The 20,248-nt window shown below is 55.1% G+C and carries 14 protein-coding genes; 4 read left to right on the plus strand and 10 right to left on the minus strand.

Annotated elements, in window-relative coordinates; translation table 11 throughout:
• Position 1 precedes the first annotated feature (1 nt).
• Both AC1RM7_RS00170 and AC1RM7_RS00175 read left to right on the plus strand, forming a co-directional pair.
• On the plus strand, positions 2–223 hold the full coding sequence (locus AC1RM7_RS00170) for a hypothetical protein (RefSeq protein WP_492838173.1): 222 nt from the start codon (positions 2–4) through the stop codon (positions 221–223).
• 329 nt (positions 224–552) lie between these two features.
• Positions 553–723, plus strand: a complete 171-nt coding sequence (locus AC1RM7_RS00175) for a hypothetical protein (RefSeq protein WP_492838175.1) — start codon at positions 553–555, stop codon at positions 721–723.
• 419 nt (positions 724–1,142) lie between these two features.
• Here the strand turns inward: AC1RM7_RS00175 and AC1RM7_RS00180 are convergent, their stop codons facing one another.
• Positions 1,143–1,751 carry a cysteine hydrolase family protein gene (locus AC1RM7_RS00180; RefSeq protein ID WP_006019266.1) on the minus strand — a complete coding sequence of 203 codons (609 nt, stop codon included), beginning with the start codon at positions 1,749–1,751 and terminating at the stop codon, positions 1,143–1,145.
• The gene (locus AC1RM7_RS00185; RefSeq protein ID WP_492838177.1) at positions 1,732–2,325 is read right to left on the minus strand and encodes a phosphatase PAP2 family protein; all 594 of its coding nucleotides are present in this window, start codon (positions 2,323–2,325) and stop codon (positions 1,732–1,734) included. The genes AC1RM7_RS00180 and AC1RM7_RS00185 overlap by 20 nt, the downstream gene beginning before the upstream one ends.
• Before the next feature lie 80 nt (positions 2,326–2,405).
• Between AC1RM7_RS00185 and AC1RM7_RS00190 the strand changes: the two genes are divergently transcribed.
• Together AC1RM7_RS00190 and AC1RM7_RS00195 are read left to right on the plus strand one after the other, a co-directional pair.
• Positions 2,406–2,750, plus strand: a complete 345-nt coding sequence (locus tag AC1RM7_RS00190) for a DUF3147 family protein (RefSeq protein ID WP_492838179.1) — start codon at positions 2,406–2,408, stop codon at positions 2,748–2,750.
• Positions 2,751–2,833: 83 nt separating this feature from the next.
• A complete protein-coding gene (locus tag AC1RM7_RS00195; protein WP_492838760.1) occupies positions 2,834–3,157 on the plus strand; it encodes a hypothetical protein in 324 nt (107 codons plus the stop codon).
• Between the two features lie 459 nt (positions 3,158–3,616).
• Here the strand turns inward: AC1RM7_RS00195 and AC1RM7_RS00200 are convergent, their stop codons facing one another.
• From AC1RM7_RS00200 to treS, 8 genes are all read right to left on the minus strand, one after another.
• Positions 3,617–4,159, minus strand: coding sequence for a DUF4142 domain-containing protein (locus tag AC1RM7_RS00200; RefSeq protein ID WP_492838181.1), 543 nt, complete (start codon positions 4,157–4,159; stop codon positions 3,617–3,619).
• A gap of 122 nt (positions 4,160–4,281) precedes the next feature.
• The gene (locus AC1RM7_RS00205; RefSeq protein ID WP_492943865.1) at positions 4,282–4,545 is read right to left on the minus strand and encodes a hypothetical protein; all 264 of its coding nucleotides are present in this window, start codon (positions 4,543–4,545) and stop codon (positions 4,282–4,284) included.
• A gap of 789 nt (positions 4,546–5,334) precedes the next feature.
• Complete coding sequence (locus AC1RM7_RS00210) at positions 5,335–7,779, minus strand: glycogen/starch/alpha-glucan phosphorylase (RefSeq protein WP_492838185.1); 2,445 nt, start codon at positions 7,777–7,779, stop codon at positions 5,335–5,337.
• Positions 7,780–8,168: 389 nt separating this feature from the next.
• Positions 8,169–10,973: a malto-oligosyltrehalose synthase gene (treY, locus tag AC1RM7_RS00215; RefSeq protein WP_492838187.1), complete on the minus strand. Its 2,805-nt coding sequence runs from the start codon at positions 10,971–10,973 to the stop codon at positions 8,169–8,171.
• A gap of 4 nt (positions 10,974–10,977) precedes the next feature.
• A complete protein-coding gene (gene treZ, locus AC1RM7_RS00220) occupies positions 10,978–12,735 on the minus strand; it encodes a malto-oligosyltrehalose trehalohydrolase (RefSeq protein ID WP_492838189.1) in 1,758 nt (585 codons plus the stop codon).
• Positions 12,732–14,810: a glycogen debranching protein GlgX gene (gene glgX / locus AC1RM7_RS00225; protein WP_492838191.1), complete on the minus strand. Its 2,079-nt coding sequence runs from the start codon at positions 14,808–14,810 to the stop codon at positions 12,732–12,734. The genes treZ and glgX overlap by 4 nt, the downstream gene beginning before the upstream one ends.
• Positions 14,810–16,960 (minus strand): 1,4-alpha-glucan branching protein GlgB, encoded by a 2,151-nt coding sequence (gene glgB, locus AC1RM7_RS00230; RefSeq protein WP_024576567.1) that lies wholly within the window; start codon positions 16,958–16,960, stop codon positions 14,810–14,812. The genes glgX and glgB overlap by 1 nt, the downstream gene beginning before the upstream one ends.
• Complete coding sequence (treS, locus tag AC1RM7_RS00235; protein ID WP_492838194.1) at positions 16,957–20,244, minus strand: maltose alpha-D-glucosyltransferase; 3,288 nt, start codon at positions 20,242–20,244, stop codon at positions 16,957–16,959. The genes glgB and treS overlap by 4 nt, the downstream gene beginning before the upstream one ends.
• Positions 20,245–20,248 lie beyond the last annotated feature (4 nt).

Below are 20,248 nucleotides of genomic sequence, written 5' to 3' on the forward strand. Positions count from 1 at the left end.
CATGAAGACGCCACGCGACCTTGCCAATCGAATGCGCCAGCAGCGCAATGACGGCTTTGTTCGTGAGACTTTTACTCTGAGAAGGTGGGAGGCGCGCGCCAAAGCAAAGGAGTTCTTCGGGCGTTACCCCAAAGAGGCTTACATGAGCGTTGTAGAAACGTGGCGAGAGCTACCGGGCGGTGAGATAGAGTTCACCATGAAGCGCTTGCCAAGTGCAGATTAGCGGACAGGTTATGCAGCGGTCCGGCCGGTTACTTGCCTGAGGCAGCGAAGGGTTCGCAGGCCAGCAAAGCTCTTTCTATGAGATTCAGTGAATCCGGTCGCGCAAGCTCTTTACAGTGAGCATACGGAAATCTGACACCGACTTGTATTTGATAGTTGGTGCCCCGGCTCCTCTTGAAGGCTTGGAACGCTGCTTCCGCCCACACGGGTTGCTGTTTGGGCTTGCCCTCCCACGGCACAGCCGTACGCAGATCAAAGTTAATCTCAGCATCAACAAAAGGAGTTGAGCTTTGCGTTGGGTATACTGACCGAAAATACAAAGGAAAGGAGGTGACCGTGGTGTGCGGGGCGGTTAACGGCAAGAATGGCTTCGGAGGCTACAGCGGTATGAAACGGTTCGTCATGATTTCCGAAATTAACGCGCTTGTATTTAAAGCCGATGAATACGATTCAAAATTCAGCGACCTTTGGAAAAACCTCTGTGCAGGAAAACACAGCTGAAATTCGCGTAATGAGCGTTTATGGAATGCATCAGCAGCCCCTTTGCGGGCTGACGCCAGCTGCTACCGATCAGGCTTTTTGAAAGAGCCTGCAATTCTATGTCAGCTGCAGCGGCAAAACGCCCAGCCGTTTCTGCGGAAGCTTTACAGCGGGTATCGGATCAATCACGGGCACTCTGTTCCTAGCGGGTGTCCCACCTATGTCTATTCCTTTGAGGACATGAACGGGTGGCACCGAGCGCCTCGCAGAACGAGAGATGCGCTTCAAAGCGTACACCGCTGCCGATCTTCCCGATCGGCTGACACGAAGAGGTCATGCGCTGGACTTCTGAGCGTCTTTTCACCGCCCCGCGACCGCTGGAGCCGCTCGACTTGCCCGATGACCGTCGGTAGCGTTAGAAATCGAAGCAGTTGCGGCGGCTAATCGGGCGGGCGCCAGGCTTCCCTAAGTTCCGCCACTTCAGTAAGTTCGATCTGGATGTCGAAGCGACTATCGTAAAGAGAGAGCAGCGAGTCATGAGTTTGGTCGGCTGAACTCGCCAAGGCATCGCGTACCACGATCGTCCGATACCCTAGATCAACTGCAGCGAGGACGGTTGCTAGCACGCAAACGTCGGTCTCTGCGCCCGAGATGATGAGGGTGGTAACCCCGCGCCCTCTAAGCCAATTGTGGAGCCGTCCATCAGCAAATGCCGAGTAGGTGGTACGGTCGAATTTTTCCGCCGGCGGCGTGAGCCTCTGTAGCGGAGGGATAAGTTCCAGCATTTCCGGGTTTAGTCGCTCAAGCGTGACCGCTTCCCATTTTCTGTAATATCTCGCCCACATACCGGGCGCTTCTTCCGCGGACCTAGCTGGAATAAACCGCGTAAAGACGGTTCGTCTTGGCGAATGCGACGCCACTCGAGAAACGGGCGTCAGAATGCGCTCGACCCAAGGCGCGGCCCAAGGACCATCTGCCCCGAACATTCGCTGCATGTCGATGCAAAGGTGAATGCTTTGCTCAGTGATTTTATCCCGCAGCTTTCCCATCCTGCTCGCCTTCGACGCTCAAATGCATCGGCTTCGTCATTCTGCGAATCAGGCGTTCCACTCCCGCTCCGACGGCGAAGCCGACCACAACATCTGATGCCCAGTGAGCGAGAATCGCGATGCGTGTTGCCGAGAGAAGACCCGCGACGAGCCACACCGCGTCACGCTTCCTTGGAGGAAGCAGGGTTGCCGCGCCCGCAGCCGCTCCCATATGGATCGCGTGTCCCGAGGGAAAAGCATCATTCGCTCGCCCGGAAAAGTGAACACCATGTCTTTGTGCTTCAGAGGACTGGCGGTCAGGCCGTTTCTGATCGATGCCAGCTTTAAGAACGTGGGGAAGTATAGACGCCACGATGCTGGTAACCAGAAGGTGCGAACCGAGCTTTTGGTGGGGTAACGAAGTCGAAGTCCTTGTAGCCAGCCAAGCAACGCCCGCCGCCAACAACAAAAGGTGTTCATCAGCGCCCCAGGTCAAAAACCGCGCGGCGGCTTCGATGTCTGGATTTGTATATTTAGCCACAGACTCGGCGATGCTCCGGTCCAAATCCGTGGGCTTTATCTGCAAAAGTCCCATCCCGGTAGTTCTCCCGATTTCTGATGGAACTCGGATAAACGCGGCTGGTTTCCCAAGAGCTTAAAAAAAGGAGCAGAAAAGTGGAGTATCTGGTCCGTTTTCTCGCCGGCGGCGTGGTTGTGTCTGTTTTCGCGATGTTGGCAGATATTATTCGGCCAAAAAGTCTTGCAGGACTTCTTTCGGCGTCACCGGCTGTTGCTCTAGTCACCCTCTCGATTACGTTCGCTAACAGGGAGCCGGCTTACGCGTCCATCGAAGGCCGCTCGATGATCTTTGGAAGTGTCGCGCTTAGTTTTTACAGCACCATGGTGTGCTATCTGCTGGTGCGTACGCGACTATCCGCTCTGTCCGCGAGCCTTATCTCCTTTCCCATCTGGCTCATTATATCCCTGTCACTTCTCACGCTTTTCCCGGTACGCCTATGATCGAAAGGGTCAAAGTCGCCGCTCTCAAGGAGGGACGCTGGTATGAATATGTGGTCCGCTTTCTGCTTGGCGGAATCGCAACGATGCTAGCCGGTGTTGTAGCGGACGTTTTCGGACCCGAATATGGAGGGTTATTCCTTGCTTTCCCTGCAGTTTTCTGTGCGAGCGTCTCATTGGTCGAGCGGCATGAGCAACGCAGGAAAGCCGAGAAGGGATTGACGGGCGAGCGTCGAGGTAAACTTGCAGCTGCTCTCGATTCGAACGGCGCGGCTATCGCAGGCATAGGGTTGGCGGCGTTCGGGATATGCGTTTTCCTGTTTGCAATGCGACCTACTACCTCTTTAGTATCGGGCCTCATAGCTTGGTCCTCGATTTCATATGGCTTGTGGCGGGCTTTGCGGTCTTAACATTACAAACTTGGTGACACAGAAATCCCCAAGTTCGGCTAAAGAACTCGGTTATCGTGAGAACTGCTGCGACTGCAGAGACTACCCATGTGACAGGCCCCTCAAAGGCGGTAGGCTTCCATTCAGCCCTTCCCCCGTTGCCACTCTATTCGGTGTCGCGGCCGCAGTGACTAAAGCCAATCACCTTTTTCGGACCAATCCACCAAGAGGCCATCCAAGCTCAGCGCCCGACGAAATGAATCCCGAGCATTGTCTAATAGGGCTTCGGTGTCGTTGGCATTACGCATAGCCGTTATTGCTGCCTGCCAGTGTGGGCGCGCTTGTGTGATTGCCGGCAATGCCTCGGAATAGGCGAGAGCTTCCAAGGGAGTGCGGAGGCGAACTCTCATCAATGCTGCATACGCTGTGAACGTACCGAACGCCATGAGGGCCGCCGATTCGAAGTTATGTGACACGATCTTACTTCGCGCTCTGCTTCTCCAAACCCTGCGCCATCTCCAGATGATGCTTTAAAGCGGGGAGCGTATTTTGCGCCCACTTCTGCAGATCAGAATTGTCTCCGCTCTTGGCATACCGCTCAAACAAATCAACGGCGTCCTTGTGGGCATCCACCTGCATTGATCGGAAGCTGGATGAAAAGTCCGCCCCACTCAGGCTCTTAAGCTTATCCAACTTTGCTTGGTGGGAATTATCCAAGCCGGAGGGAATTTGGGCTTCTACTTTCCCAGAACTGATGAGAGCCTTCAACTCGTTGCTGGTCTTGGTATGATCTGTCACCATCTGCGCGGCAAACGTTTTGTCCGAAGGGGCGCCCTTTTCCTGCGCCATCTTGCTGGACGCGATTTCAAAAATGTCGCTTACGGCGACCTGCTTGACGAAATCGGGCGTGCGAGGGCTGATCCCAAGTGTTGAGTTTATACCTGTTTTTTCACCGACAGACTGTGCGGAAGCTGTTGAGGCTGCCAGGCAAAGGCAAGCGATTGCGACGACAAGACGCTTCATTTGAAAATCCTCCCATGGTGCGCATAGAACACTCTAACTTTCATCGTGTTCCCCGCTCGACCTCGAAAGGGGGTTCGAAGTCAGAGCACTTCCACGTGGTGGGTCCGGATAACGATCCGCCGCTACCTAAAAGTCTGTTCGAGCTGGCAGCGATAGTTCCTCCACCAAGTCCGACCCAGTTCCTCCGTCATCACCTCGAAAACGATAATCTGGTCTTCCTCGATTTCCCCGTTTCCACTCGTGGTTCCCTCGGCGGGAGCGCGGGTAAAGGCTGTCGCTCCGCCAAAAGTTTCGGTCAGGTGCTCCTGAATGGCACGGAAGAGGCCGCGCGGAAACGGCGTCCCGTGATTGTCCTGAATTGGCAAAAGCAGTTCGATAAGGTGCATGCTCGGCGGATGAAACGAGTTCGTGCATGTGCGGTTCCCGTCCTCGAAGCCGCTATCCACGGATGTGAACGCAGGATGGAACTGGCGACCGTTGCCGAACTGCTGAGTGATTGCGGCTAATCAGCCGACGCCTACCTGCGATCGGTTGTGGCTTCCCGGCACGCACTGAGTAAGCTTTTCGGCCGCGCGATAAGTTTGCCGGCTTCGGAGGCGATCCGTTGAGCGTCTTTTCTTGTCTTGCACTGAAGGATGTTTTCGCCTTCGCTTCGCACGATGTAACCAGTTTCGCACTTAACGATCGTGAATCGGTGCATCAAATCAGACCTTTCAAGTCGGCTCGTTTTTAGACCAACGAACGAACCACAGGGCTATGTCGCGCGAGTGGATCGCAGGCTAAGCAACGGGGAGGCAGGCGGAGCGCGCCCGCTCTCATACTCACTCCTTGTGGTCATACTATTCAGCGCAGAATCTCCTGTTCAGATCGTTCTCGCTCGCAGCTTTGCGGCAGCGTTAGTTGGTTTCGTTCTTATGTGGGAGAGGGCCGATGTGCCCGATCAGAGAGGGAGGATCGCGGCTATCAAACCAGTGACCGCACCGCGGACATTTGAGTATATAGTCTCGCTCCTCATCGAGGCCGTCTGAATACTGTTCAAGCGGTGAATAGTCTGGGTCCTTCGGCTTCACGAGCGCTGCCTTCGACGGTAATCGGCCCAACGTCCCGACTGTTAACGGACTCGAACTTGAGTTTGTTCCGTACCGTGCAGGTTTGTAGTTCCAGAACTAAACGCATCACCGCATTACAGGCACATCCCAGATGTCCTGAGCGTACTCGGCGATCGTGCGGTCCGACGAAAACCAGGCCATGCGAGAGACGTTGAGAATGCTCGAGCGGGCCCAGCCCGGCGTTTGCCATTGGTTGTCGACCATGCGCTGGGTCCGGTAATAATCGTCGAAGTCCGCTGCCACGAGGTAGTGGTCGAGATAGCGCAGGCTGTGCGTAATAGGAGCAAACCGCGAAGGATCATCTGGCGAAAATAGACCCCGATCAATTGCGTCGATGACGCCTCGAAGTTCAGCTGACCTGGCGATCTCGTGTTCCGAATCCAATCCCTGCGCGCGCCGCTGCACGACCTGATCCGCACGGAGGCCAAAGACGAAGATATTATCGGCGCCAACGTGATCGCCGATTTCAATGTTGGCCCCGTCAAACGTGCCAATGGTTAGCGCGCCGTTCAGGGCGAGCTTCATATTGCCGGTGCCAGAAGCTTCCATTCCTGCTGTCGAAATCTGCTCGGAGAGGTCGCTCGCCGGGATAATGATCTCGGCTGTGCTAACATTGTAGTTTGGAACAAATACAACCTTGAGAACATCGCGAACATCATGATCGCTATTAATCGTTGCTGCTATGTCGTTGATGAATTTGATGACTAGTTTTGCTTGCTGATAGCTGGCGGCTGCCTTGCCGGCGAAGATTTTGACGCGTGGTGTCCAGCCGCGGTCAGGCTCTGCCTTGATTGCAAGATACAGTGCGACCGCTTCAAGGGCGTTCAGAAGTTGGCGTTTGTATTCGTGGATTCGTTTGATCTGCACGTCAAACATCGCGGACGGATCAACGCGTTCCCCTAACCGGTTAGCTATGATGTCGGCGAGTGCGACCTTGTTGGAAAGTTTAGCTGCCATAAAACGGCGCTGAAACTCCCGGTCGTCGGCGAGTTTCTCTAGCTCCTTCAAATGCGCCGGATCATGCAAAACGGCCGAGCCGCAGGCCTCACGCAATAAGCTGACAAGCCTGGGATTGCACTGATGGAGCCAGCGCCTGAACGTAATTCCATTGGTTTTATTCGTGATACGACCGGGATAAAGACTGTTGAGATCAGCAAATACCGTCTCACGCATCAATTCACTATGCATGGCGGAAACGCCGTTGATCTTATGCGAACCGACAAAGGCGAGATGGCCCATGCGGATACGACGACCGCCCGTCTCTTCTATCAGGGACGCTGAGGCCCGAAACCGAATATCGCCTGGCGCGTGGCGTTCCGCCGCGGCAAGATTTTCCTCGTTGACGCGGTAAATAATATCGAGATGCCGCGGTAGCAGCCGCTGAAATAATTCGATTGGCCAGGTTTCAAGTGCCTCTGGGAGCAGGGTATGATTGGTATACGAGATCGTCTTGTTGGTGATCTGCCAGGCTTCGTCCCAACCGATTCTGTGGTCGTCCATCAAAAGCCGCATCAGTTCGGGAATTGCGAGACTGGGATGGGTATCGTTCAATTGTACAGCTGCATTGGAGGCAAGATTTCTCAGATCGCCGTCGCCTTGCAACTGATAATCAATGATATTTTGAAGCGACGCCGAGACGAAGAAATACTCCTGTCGAAGTCTCAACTCGCGGCCTGAGGGCGACTCATCGCTGGGATACAGGAATTTGGAGATGGCCTGCGCACGCGCCATCTCCGACATCGCTCCGAGATGATCTCCGCTGTTGAAAACATTCAGGTTCAAGGGATCTACGGCTCTCGCCGACCAAAGACGCAGCGCATTGACGTGGTGGCTTCCCCATCCAACGATCGGTGTATCGTAAGCAACAGCTTCGATGGTTTCCTCAGGAATCCAGATGACCTGACCGAATCCATTTGCGCTTTTGCGCTCGATGTGGCCGCCATAGGAAACCCGGTAGGTACATTCAGGCCGTTCGAATTCCCAGGGGTTGCCGGAGAGCAGCCATTGTTCAGGAAATTCCTCCTGCCGTCCCTTCGATATGATCTGACGAAAGAGGCCATGCTCGTATCGGATTCCATAACCCTGAGCGGGAATACTGAGCGTCGCCATGCTCTCCATGAAGCAGGCTGCGAGCCGCCCCAAGCCACCATTGCCGAGCGCGGCATCAGGTTCTATTTCCCGCAACTCATCGAAGTCGATTCCGAAGTCTTCCAGCGCTAGTCGAAAGGGCGCGGTAAGAGCCAAATTGCTTAATGAGTCTGTGAGCAATCTTCCAATCAAAAATTCGAGCGAGAGATAATAGACATGTTTTTCGCCACCGCTGTGGGAGGCCTGATTGGATTGAAGCCAGTGATGAACAATACGATCACGGAGCGTGAGAGCAGTCGCATGATACCAGTCGCGTTTTGTCGCTCGATTGGCATCCTTTCCAGCCATCAAAACAATTTTTGACAGCAGAGCGCTCTTGATATCTGCTACGACATCCTCCGGAAATTGCTCGCTGTAATGCATTCATATGCCCGTTATTCGAAAGGGAAGACGATGCTGCGGCTTCAACGGACCCGTTAACATCGCTCTTCCGGCGATTCCCGCAATTAAGTTGTGCTTGGCAAGTATCGCATTGGAAGGGGAGGCTTCATAGTCGACGTCCCTTGATGTGGTATGCGCCAGCATCATGCTATCAGCACGGAGCGCACGCCGGCCGAACACCGTGCATCTGGAACCGGAATGGTTTGTCTGCCGTCCCAAGGTCGTCGTGAAGCGTCGAATGCTGCTCAGCAATACCGCGTTCTGTTGATAAACGGGCAGTAAGTAAGCCGGAGGTTGCACGCCACGGCCTCATAATCCTAGCCTAGCTCCTGCGGTAGGAGGGAACCGATCTCGAATCGGCACAACGCCCGCTAGGCCGTCCGGCCATGCTCCCGGGCGGCCTTTTTCCGTCCATTGCCTGGTCGCAGCACGGTTGCGTTCACAGTAGCTGCGGGGAAATGGGCAAATAATTCGGAGATCGACAGTCGGCCATTTTCCAGTGCGGTCATTGAGGAATCAATTTCATACCCGCTCAGATTTAATGCTGCGTCGAACGTACGCCTCGGCCATACTGTTCCTTGCTCAGTGATACCTGCAAATTTCCGACCTACTGCGACGATCACCGCATGGTCGTCCAAACAGCGCGCAAACGCGAGAACGTGATCCTTGTCGGGGCCCTCGACCGGTACTGCCATATAGCCCCCCCGTGTGAAGAGGTCGGGCAAGCGGGCGCGCAGCCTTAAAAGTTGCCGGGTCCATGCCATCTTAAGTCGGCCATCTCGCCAGTTCGCCGTCAGATTTTTCCAGTCGGGCAGATGCGTCGCTTCCAAGGCGGATCGACGCGCGTTGAAATCGACGTGGCGCCGATTGTCGGGATCGACAAGCGAGGTCTCCCAAAGCTCGGTGCCCTGATAAAAATCCGGTACGCCCGGCATCATCGTCTTGAGTGTAATCTGGCTAAGGCTGTTCAAGGCACCAACAAGGGATGCCCTGTTACTGAACGATTCAAATGAGTCGAGAAAGGCGCTGGAACGAGTCGCATCGAGGATTGCCGCAATAAAGGATTCGAGGTTCCGCTCATAGGGTTCATTTGGATTGAGCCAGCTCGTCTCGAGTTTGGCTTCACGGGCCGCTTTCACGGCGTATGTCTGCATGCGCTTTGTGAAGTCCGCATCCACTTTCTCCGGCCACGCGCCAATCAAAGCCTGGTAAAGCATGTACTCAAACGCAACCGAAGGGCTGCGGGAACCCTCCTGGTGAGTGATATAGCGGGCATTCAACTCCTTCCAGCGACCGACAAGACCGGCCCATTCGCTCGCAAGCTCCGGCAGTGCGAGAAGACGCGCCCGCGCATCTTCGCCTCGCTTGGTGTCGTGGGTGGCGGTTGTGTTCATGCCATGAGGTGACGAATTTGACCTTTCGATCATCAGCGAATGAAATGATGCGATTGGCATACCAGAGCTCCCGGCATTCCCTCCCACCTCGTTAAGAGCAAGAAGACGGTGAAATCTGTAGAAAGCCGTATCCTCAAGAGATTTGGCCATCATTGGCCCGGTGAACTGCTGCACCTTGAGCGCAAAGCGGCGAATGCGTGGTTTGCCGGGCGCGCGGCGTCCGGTTTTTGCGAGGTCCATTGTGAGAACATCGCGCAAAAAATCGAAAATGCCTTCATCGGCGCTGAACCAGCGGGCCCGCGCCTTTTCGATTGTTTTCGATATCAGCGCGCGGTCGGCAGACGAGGGGCCAGCGGACGTCATGTACGTGCGGTAAACTGGAAAGTTCACGACATACAATTCGAATGCCTGGCGCAAGCTATCCGCAGAAAAGTCTCGTGTTGAATAATGACCACCGGCAATTCGCACCAGCAGGCGTGACAAAACGGTGAACTCACTTGCCAGCAAGGTCTCCAGCACTCGGCGTTTCGAGCTTTCGAGGATCGGTGCGAGGTTCGGAGGGATATTGCTTGCCTGACGCCAGACCTCGTCGAGTGTTTCCAGGCCTGGCGTGTCCAGCAAGACTTGCGTGATGGCGTTCAGCCATTCGTATCCGGTCGTACCGTGAACCCCTTCGAAAGGAGGTAGAATCTCATCCTCTCCAAGGATTTTCTCGATCAGCAGATAGAATGGGTCAAATGAATGACCCCGCGCCTGCGCAATCAGGCGTGCCAATCGTCGGCAGTACTGCGCAGGATCCCGCAGGCCATCAATGTGATCAATCCTCAGTCCCTGCAATTGACCGGCGGAAATGAGACGTTTGGTCAGACCATGAATGCTGTCGAAGGTGGCGTTATCCTCCACGCGAAGCCCGGCGAGACTGTTGACATCGAAAAAGCGCCGGTAGTTGATGTCACTGGTCGCCAACCGCCAATGGGCAAGTTTGTAGTGCTGTCTCTCAAGCAGGGAGTGCAATGCTTGGGTGGCGGAGGATGATTGCGCACCCGCGCGATAAGCATCCAGCCCTCGATCGATAACGGATCGAATATCCGCAGTTTCAAGCAGCTGCCTTTTTAGGACGGGGGCTTCCGACCTGTCCGGACGCCGGAGCCCGGCATAAAGACTCGCAATTTCATGGATCCTGTCGCCAGTTGCGGTTTTGTTGACGCCGGCTGCTGCCACGATTGTCCGCAGGATTTCGCTGTATCGTTGCGGGGCAATCGGGAGACGATGCTCGAAGTACCAAGCGGAAAAACTTCCGTCGGGATCAAAACGAAGCTCGATCTGGCCACTCTCGAGAGCTTCGCCATAAGACGTTCCCAGGATAGGCACAAGGATCCCGCCTTTTCCACGGTAGGAGGGGGTGTCCCACTCGATATCGAAAAAGGGAGCATAGGGCGATGCCTTGCCCCATTCGAGCACATCCAGCCACCATGGATTGTCAGCAAAATGAACACCCATATGATTTGGAACAAAATCAAGAATGAGACCGAGGTCGCTCGCCTTCAGTGCATCACTTAACCGCTCGAATCCCTCAGCGCCGCCAAGCTCGGGGTTGAGCACGTTGTGATCGATAATGTCATATCCGTGAGTGCTGCCCTTGCGTGCCCGCATGAACGGTGAAGCATAAACATGCGTGATGCCGAGCTCCTTCAGATAGGGTACGACCTCAGCAGCCTCGTCGAAGCCGAACCTCGAGGTAAGTTGCAGACGATACGTCGCAAGGGGAATAGGCCGGACCATTTTGTCAGCCTCGCACCCACCAGACGACATTCCAGGGAAGCAACCTGCGCTGCTCTATTTTCCCCCAAATCGTTCGTCCAGTTATCGATGTAGGAGACGCGATCACCTCGTCAGACAGGTTAGCGGTAAGGCATAGCAGCTTGCCGCCCCCAAGCCTCCACTGCGCTACGAGCAAATGTTGATTGATACTTGCATGGTCGAACTGGCAGTGGGCAAGATGAGGAATAACTTCGGCATGGCGCACGGCTAGAAGTCTGCGAACGAGTTGCAAACGATCTTTCCCAGCGGGCTTTGTCGCTAAAGACCAGTCGAGGCGCGCCGACTTGAATGTCGTCTCGTCCAACGGGTCGGGTATCTCATCCCCGGATTGCTCATAGGCCGCCTGGAATTCTTCGCGACGTCCTCTTCGAACAGCGTCCGCCAGATCGCCTGAAAAATCGCAAAAGAACGGAAATGGGGAAGTAGCTCCCCATTCCTCGCCCATAAACATCAGCGGTGGCATGGGACAAAGAAGCGTAATTGCAAGCGCGGCCTCAATGGTTCGCGGATTGGCCCCCATTCCGAGGCGATCGCCCAATGCGCGATTCCCAATTTGATCGTGATTCTGAAGGAAATTTACAAAAGCGAGCGGTGAAAGGTGACCGCTGGACTCGCCGCGTGGAACACCGTTTCGATGAACTGAGGCTTCTCCTTGATATGCAAAACCCGATCCGAGGCTCCGGATCAAGGCTTTCTCGGGCTCAAGATAGTCACTGTAGTATCCGTGGGTTTCGCCCGTCACCAGAACGTGCCATCCGTGGTGATAATCATCGTTCCATTGCGCGCGGTATTGGCCGCGCGGAGGGTCGGTCGAAGGGTTCAGCAGCCCAGCGATGTTGTCATCGTTTTCAAGAACAAGATGAACATGCCGCCCATTCATCTTGGCAAAGTCGCCAACCGCGCTGCTCAGCGAGTTGAGGAGATGCGGCTCGCCGGGCTCAGTAAGCGCGTGGACTGCATCAAGGCGAAGGCCATCAAAGCGATAATCTTTGATCCAATGCAGTGCATTTTCAATTGCAAACTGACGGACTTCCCGTTGGCGATAATCTATCGCGTTTCCCCATGGCGTCTGGGAGCTGGAAAAAAATGTAGGGGCGTATCGGCTCAGATAATTACCTTCTGGACCGAAGTGGTTATAAACCACATCCAGAAACACCATCAGTCCCCGCAGATGCGCTTCGTCAATTAGGGTCTTCAGATCGTCCGGACGCCCATAGGTGCTGTCCGGTGCATACCAAAGGACCCCGTCGTAACCCCAATTCCATCTGCCAGGAAAGTCCGCGATCGGCATCAACTCAAGCGCCGTTATACCCGTCGCCGCCAAATGATCGAGTTTGTCGATCATCGCCAGATATGTCCCTTGGTTAGTAAACGTGCCGACGTGGCACTCCAGAAAAACAGCCTCCGCCCAGGGCCGTCCGCGCCATTCTCGAGATCTCCACTTGTAACTGCAATGATCGATAACTTCGCTGGGACCGGCCATGTCCGTCGGCTGGAAACGGGACGCAGGATCCGGAACATCGACTTCGTTGTCGATGCGGAAATGATATAGTGTGCCAGGTCCGGCCTCTTGGACGTGCAGACGAAACCAGCCATGATCTGAACGATCCATTGCAGTCGCGCGTTCTCTTATGACGACGTCAACCGTATCGGCCGCTGGCGCCCATAAATTGAATGTTACGCCATCGCCGCTTGGCTCGGCACTGAACCGATGCCCGGTCATATTGACCCCGCGAATACAAGTACCGAGCGGGGCGGCGCCTCCACGGATTCACCTGGGGAATGGAAGTTTGCATCCTTTGGTCCCTCGACCGCCGTATCGAGCACGCACTCCCATCGCTTGTATTCCGGCATTGGAGGCAGCGTAAACTGGATCGCCTCCGGGGCCGCGTTCAGGACGATGAAAGCCGCGGCAACCCCTTCCGCCGTAGGGCTAAGTATATAAGCGAGAAACCTTCCTTCCGGGAAATTCCAGTCGTCTTCCGACATCTCCTCGCCTCGGGGCGTCAGCCATAAAACGCCGTAGGATCCATCTGCTCTCCTGCCGTCGACCCATCGCTGTGCTTTGATCTGCGGAAAGCGGCTTCGCAGTGCCGTAAGTTTGCCGACAAAATCAACGAGATCGTTTTTATCATTCCCAAGACCGTCCCAACTGACCCAACCAATCTCGTTATCCTGGCAATACGCATTGTTATTGCCATTCTGGCTGTTGCCAACTTCATCACCGGCGAGCAACAGCGGCACGCCCTGTGCGAGAAACAGACAGGCAAGTTGATTTTTTCGAAGCCGAAGTCTGAGTGAAACTATTTCGGCGTCATCCGTGGGACCTTCGTGGCCGCAGTTTGTGCTGTTGTTGTCATTGGAGCCATCGCGATTGTCCTCGCCGTTGGCGTCATTGTGCTTTTCGTTATAGCTAAACAAATCCAGCAATGTGAAACCATCGTGGACCGTCACATGATTGACGCTCGCGCGGGGCGTTCGGCCATCGTAATCAAATAGATCTGACGATCCAGTCATTCGGCGGCTCACATCGCCAATCAGATTGCCTTCTCCGGACCAATAGCGGCGCAGTGTCGACCGATAGCGATCATTCCACTCCGACCATTGAGAAGGGAAGGCACCGACTTGGTAGCCCCCGAGACCAACGTCCCATGGTTCTGCTACTAGTTTCACGGAAGCGAGAACCGGATCTTGGCGAACTGCTGTGAGAAAGGAACTTCCGCGGTCGAAGCCATTGGCCCCGCGCGCGAGAGTGCTTGCAAGATCAAACCGGAAGCCATCGATATGGCAAACCTCAACCCAGTAACGCAGGGAATCCATGACAAGCTGCAGTACGCGCGGATGTGCTAAGTTCAGAGAATTTCCACATCCAGTGAAGTCGTCGTAATAGCGCGGCTTTTCCGGCATCAGCCAGTAGTAGGACGCGTTGTCGATACCGCGAAAGGATAAGGTCGGCCCCATGTGGTTGCCTTCGGCCGTGTGATTATAGACCACGTCGAGCATGACTTCGATTCCAGCGTCATGCAGCCTTGCCACCGTTGTTCGTAAAACATCGAGCGTATTGTCCGGCGCGTACCGCAGCTCGGGCGCGAAGAACGCGATCGAATTGTAACCCCAGTAGTTAGAAAGTTTCTTCTCCACGAGATGACGATCATCGATGAAGCCATGTATGGGCAATAGTTCGACTGTTGTGACACCGAGACGGCTTAGGTGCTCGATCATGGCAGGTGACGATAGTCCGCGGAAAGAACCTCGCAGATTTGGTGGGATGTCCTGCCGGGTCTGGGTAAGCCCTTTTACATGCGCCTCGTAGATGATGGTGTCCTGCCACGCGACATTGGGGCGGTTTTCACGCCGGCCCCAATTGAAAGTCTCGTCGACCACAACTGCCTTGACCATCCCCCGGGCATTATCACGGCGATCAAAGGACAGATCCTCTCGCGAACTGCCGGCTCGGTAACCGAAGTGCGCGTCACTCCAGACAAGACGGTTCGCAAGGCGTTTGGCATAAGGATCGAGCAGGAGCTTGTGAGGATTGAAGCGATGCCCGTGATCCGGCTCATAAGGACCATAAACACGGTAGCCGTACAGTTGCCCCGGTGAGACGTCGTTAAGATAGCCGTGCCATACATCTTCGTTCCGCTCCGGCAGTTCGATCCTCTCTACTTCACGCCTTCCTTGGCTATCGAAAAGGCAGAGTTCGACTTTTTGCGCGTTCGCTGAGAACAGTGCGAAATTTGTCCCTCGCCCGTCCCAAGTAGCTCCCAGCCGGCTGTTGGTCCCTGTTGATAAGCGCATTACAGACTCGGTACCAAATATATCGCTGCGAGTGGTGGAATTGTCAGTCTGAGATGTGGAATGGGTTCTGTTGACGTGTGAATCTCGCCGACGTTTCCAACGTTCGTGCCGCCGTAATGTACGGAATCGGAGTTGAACACTTCCCGCCACTTTCCGGGGAAGGGGACCTTCACTTCATAGGTCCTGTATACGTTTGGTGAGAAATTCAGCACGATGAGGCACCTGTCTCGCGCAGCGTTGCCTTTGCGGATCCAGGCAAAAACATTGCTGTCGGCATCATCGTTTATGACCCATTCGAACCCGGCGGGATCACAGTCGAGCTCGTGCAAGGCGGGCAGCGAGCGGTGCAACCTGTTTAGATCGCGAACAACGCTCTGGATTCCTCGGTGGCGGGGCTGATCTAGCAGATGCCAATCCAGTGAATGATCGTGGTCCCATTCACGCTCTTGCCCGAATTCAGATCCCATGAACATCAGCTTTTTCCCAGGGTGAGCGAACATGAACGAGAAATAGACCCGCAAATTCGCGAAGCGCTGCCAATCGTCTCCGGGCATGCGGGCTAAAATCGATCCTTTGCCATGCACGACCTCGTCGTGAGAAAGCGGAAGGATGAAGTTCTCTGAGAACGCATAATGCAGACCAAACCGGATCTGGTCGTGGTGATGTTTGCGATGGATAGGGTTCTTGCTGATGTAGTTCAGGGTATCGTGCATCCAGCCCATATTCCACTTATAGCCAAAGCCTAAACCGCCAAGTTCGACAGGCCGAGATACTTGCGGCCAAGCGGTTGATTCCTCCGCGGCCGTGGTGGCGTTCGGAAATTTAGCGAACACGTCCTTATTGAAGCGCCTGAGAAATTCGATCGCTTCAACATTTTCGCGTCCGCCATACTTGTTTGGAATCCATCCACCCGCAGGACGGCTGTAATCGAGATAAAGCATTGATGCTACGGCATCGACACGCAGACCATCGATACCGTATCGCTCAAGCCAGAACAGAGCGTTGGCCACCAGAAAGTTCACAACTTCAGTCCGGCCGTAGTTGTAAATCAGCGTTCCCCAATCGAGATGCCGGCCCTGCAGCGGATTGGCATGCTCGTACAGTGCTGTTCCATCAAATTGAGCGAGACCGTGTGGATCATCTGGAAAATGACCCGGCACCCAATCAAGGAGCACCGCGAGTTCTTCCTCGTGACAGGCCTCCACCAAAGCCGCAAAATCCTCGGGACTTCCGAACCGGCTCGTTGGCGCGAATAGGCCCGTGGGTTGATACCCCCACGATCCATCGAACGGGTGCTCACTGACGGGCAGAAACTCAATATGCGTGAACCCCAGATCCTTTACGTAACGAGGCAAAACCTCGGCCAGTTCACGGTAGGTTAGCCACCGGTTGTCCGGTGTTCGATGCCAAGATCCGAGATGGACCTCATAAATTGACATCGGCGCATTCAGTGCATTCGCTTGGCTTGACGGCAGGGGGGCGGGCCGAAAACTCGGCTCGCCAAGTATGATGGACGCTGTGCTCGGCCGCAGTTCGCTTGCGAAAGCGAGGGGGTCTGCCTTCAAGGGTATCGCCTGACCCTGAGGGCCGACGATATCAAATTTGTACCGTTCACCTGCTTTCGCACCCGGCACAAAGATTTCCCAGTATCCGGTACCTCGCACGCGCATGGCGTGCCGACGGTAGTCCCAGAAATTGAAATCGCCCACCACGCTGACGCGTTGTGCACTCGGCGCGAACACTACGAAGGCAACGCCTTGCACCCCATCGAGGTTGAGTACATGCGCTCCGAGCTTATCGAAAAGCCGCTGATGCGTTCCTTCGCCAAGAAGATATAGATCGAAGTCGGTCAGAATGGCCGGGAATGAGTAGGGGTCATAAAGTTCGACTGCGTTGCTGGCGCCGCTGAACTTTGCCCGAAGCTTGTAATGCTTGGCCCCGCGAGGAGCTGGGCCCGTGAAAAGTCCGGCTTCGTGAATCTTGTCGAGAGCGACAAAATCGCCATTTTCCGAGACGGCCTCCACGCGGGTAGCGTTCGGAAGAAAAGCCCGCACGATTCTCCTGTCACCCTCAGTGTGAGCGCCGAGATACCTGAAGGGATCCGAGTGGCGCCCTTCTATAATTGCATACGCTTCCGCAGATAGGGTCATGCAAGGCCACCGCGTGGATTAGTAAGGATACGAAGCGCACCTTTGAGCGGCACTGGTAACCAGTGCGGTCTGTAAGCGAGCTCATACTCGATTTCGTAAAAGACTTTTTCAATCAGGAAGAAATTCAACAGGCTCGAGGCTGCATCGGGATTGGACGGCCACAGGCGTTCGTCATTTAATCCGTCATGGTAAGCAGAAAGCAGTGCAGCCATTGCGTTTGTCCGCCACTGCTCAAGCCCTATTGCAATGTGCCCGTGGTCATCGGGTGCAACCTGCAAGGCCCGTTCGAACGCGGCAGATGTGGAATAGTCGATTGACCGTATCAGGCCGGCAACGTCCCGCGCGGCAGGGGATTTGCGCCGGCGCTCGGCGAGGCTGCGTCGCGGCTCTCCCTCAAAATCGATGATAAAGATATCGTCTTTTGCAACCAGGAGCTGCCCCAAATGCAGATCACCATGGTGCCGGATATTCAACACATCCTCGCTATCGCGAAGGAGAGAATTCATGAAAGGCCGCAAACGCGATCCGTGAGCTGCTAGCTCGTCGATCAATTGCCGATCGGAGTCGCTCGTTTCCGCGCGAAAACGGTTCAATCCGTCCATGACGTGCTCGGCGCGCTCCGCGACATTGGTGATCCAGAGGTCGATATCTGCTGGAGCAGCCCTCTCTGGCTTGAATGAAGGAATGTCATCGCGGCTTGCAAGCGCCATTTGCATTTCTGCGACCCGTTTTCCGATCTGCGATACATAGCGCGTGTAGGCGACCAATTCCTCGCTCTCGCCATTCTGGTTGCCGACATCAAGGAGGCGCAACTCATCGACGAAGCGGTCGAGATATCCGGCGCTGAGCGACCATCCGTCCCCCTGGTTAGGCACGAATTCGTGAACGATCGCGAGCGCGCTCCGCTTCTCTTCTTCGACGAGTTTGACGTGTCCGAGCACGGCTGGTGTATTCGGAAAGTTGGCGATATCCGTCAGGAATACGCCCATTTCAATTTCTGAATTTTCGCCAGACTCCAGACGTCGGTAAAGCTTCACAACAAGGGTTTCATCTACCAGTGCGGTGGTGTTGGATTGTTCGGTTTCAACCGCACGAACCGATTCAATCGGCGATATCTGCAACAGACCAAGCCGCGTGGTGGGTCGGAATTCCAACGTCATGTTTTCGCTCGCCACCGTCGCTGACGACCGGATTAGCTCGAGGATGTGCTCGACGAATCCCTTGTCTGTCGCGATATCGAAGAGGGTGCCCTCGCGTGAGCCTTGTCGGACTGCGGCCAAAGCCTTCGGGTTGTATCGTTCGCGGTCGAAGCGGACCCAATCAATGCGCACAGGCATCGCGTATCGGGAGATTTCTCCACCTTGCTCGGACTCAAACATGGTGAGCCACGGTCGCGAGGCATCTTCATTGCTGAAGGGCAACGCCGCGATGACTTTTGCTGATATTTCGCGTGCAGAGCGTTGCGGAAACCATCGCGTTCGCGCGAGGTGAGCGGGAAGCACATCCCGTTCGAAAATTCGGCGCGTCCGGTCCAGCGTCATCCAGGTTGAGCCAAACGGAACAACCAGCGTTTCAAATTCCGGGACCGGCACGGCTTGCTCAGGGGCCGAAGCTGGCTTTTCATTCAGTCTGAACCAGTAGAATCCATACGGCGCCAAGGTTACGAGGTAGGGGAGATCGCCGATCGGTGGAAAGTTCGTTCTGCCTAGCATTTCCTGAGGCACGCGCTCCTTCCAATGTGCGAGGTCCAGCTCTGTAGCCTGCGCCGAGCGGGACAAGTTTGCCACGCAAAGAATGGCCTCGTCGCCATGCTGGCGAACGTATGCAAGGACAGACCTGTTGGAAGGCCGGATAAACGTCATGCTTCCCCGGCCGAACGCGAGTGTGGATTTCCGCACGGAAATGAGACGCTTGGTCCAGCTTAACAGGGATGAAAGGCTTCGGGACTGCGCCTCGACATTTACGGACTCATAGCCGTAGATTGCGTCCATGATCGTTGGTGCGTAAAGTCTAGCTGGATCTGTCCGCGAGAAGCCACCGTTGCGATCCGGCGTCCACTGCATTGGCGTGCGCACGCCGTTACGGTCGCCAAGATAGATGTTATCGCCCATCCCGATCTCGTCTCCATAATAGATGATCGGGGTTCCCGGAAATGAGAGAAGAAGCGAGTTCATCAATTCGATCTTACGCCTGTCATTGTCCATGAGCGGCGCGAGCCTGCGACGAATCCCCACGTTGATACGGGCGCGTGGATCGTTGGCATAGGTGGACCAGAGGTAATCACGCTCCACGTCCGTCACCATCTCGAGCGTAAGCTCGTCGTGATTGCGCAAGAAGAGCGCCCATTGACAGTTCTCTGGAATCTCCGGTGTCTGGCGCAGGATATCGGTGACCGGAAAGCGGTCTTCCTGGGCGATCGCCATATAGAAGCGCGGCATCAGCGGGAAGTGATATGCCATATGACATTCTTCGCCGCTGCCGAAATACTGTTGGACGTCTTCTGGCCATTGATTGGCTTCCGCCAGCAGAACCTTGCCCTTCGCATAGGCGTCGAGTTCAGCTCGCAGAGTCTTTATGACGCGATGAGTCTCCGGAAGATTCTCGTTGTTAGTACCTTCCCGTTCACAAAGATAGGGAATTGCATCAAGCCGAAAACCGTCGACGCCTGCGTCGAGCCAGCGCTTCATGACCTGCACTACAGCGCTGACGACGCGAGGGTTGTCAAAATTCAGATCGGGTTGATGAGAGAAAAAGCGATGCCAGTAAAAAGCGCCGGCTTCCGGGTCCCATGTCCAGTTTGATTTTTCGGTATCGGTAAAGATAATCCGCGTGCCTTGGTATTTTTGATCCGTGTCGCTCCACACGTACCAGTTTCGCGCGCTGGAGCCAGGCGGGCTGCGCCGCGCGCGCTTGAACCAGCTGTGCTGGTCCGATGTGTGATTGATAACGAGTTCAATGATAACCCTAAGTCCACGCCGCTTGGCCTCCGCAATGAAACGGCGAAAATCTTTCATGGAGCCAAAATCGGGATTGATGGCTCCATAGTCGCCAATATCGTACCCGTCATCGCGCCCGGGGGATGGAAAGAACGGAAGAAGCCAGAGCGTGGTCACTCCCAGATCCTGCAGATAGTCGAGCTTTTCCGTCAGGCCGGCAAAGTCGCCAATTCCATCGTTATTGCTGTCGGAGAAGGCTTTGACATGGAGTTGATAGATGATCGCATCCTTGTACCAAAGATCGTCACCGGTTGTGCTCGCAAAGGAGTTTGTCGACATCACGTTCATCGAT

The sequence above is a fragment of the Afipia sp. GW822-FHT03D08 genome (assembly GCF_058801645.1).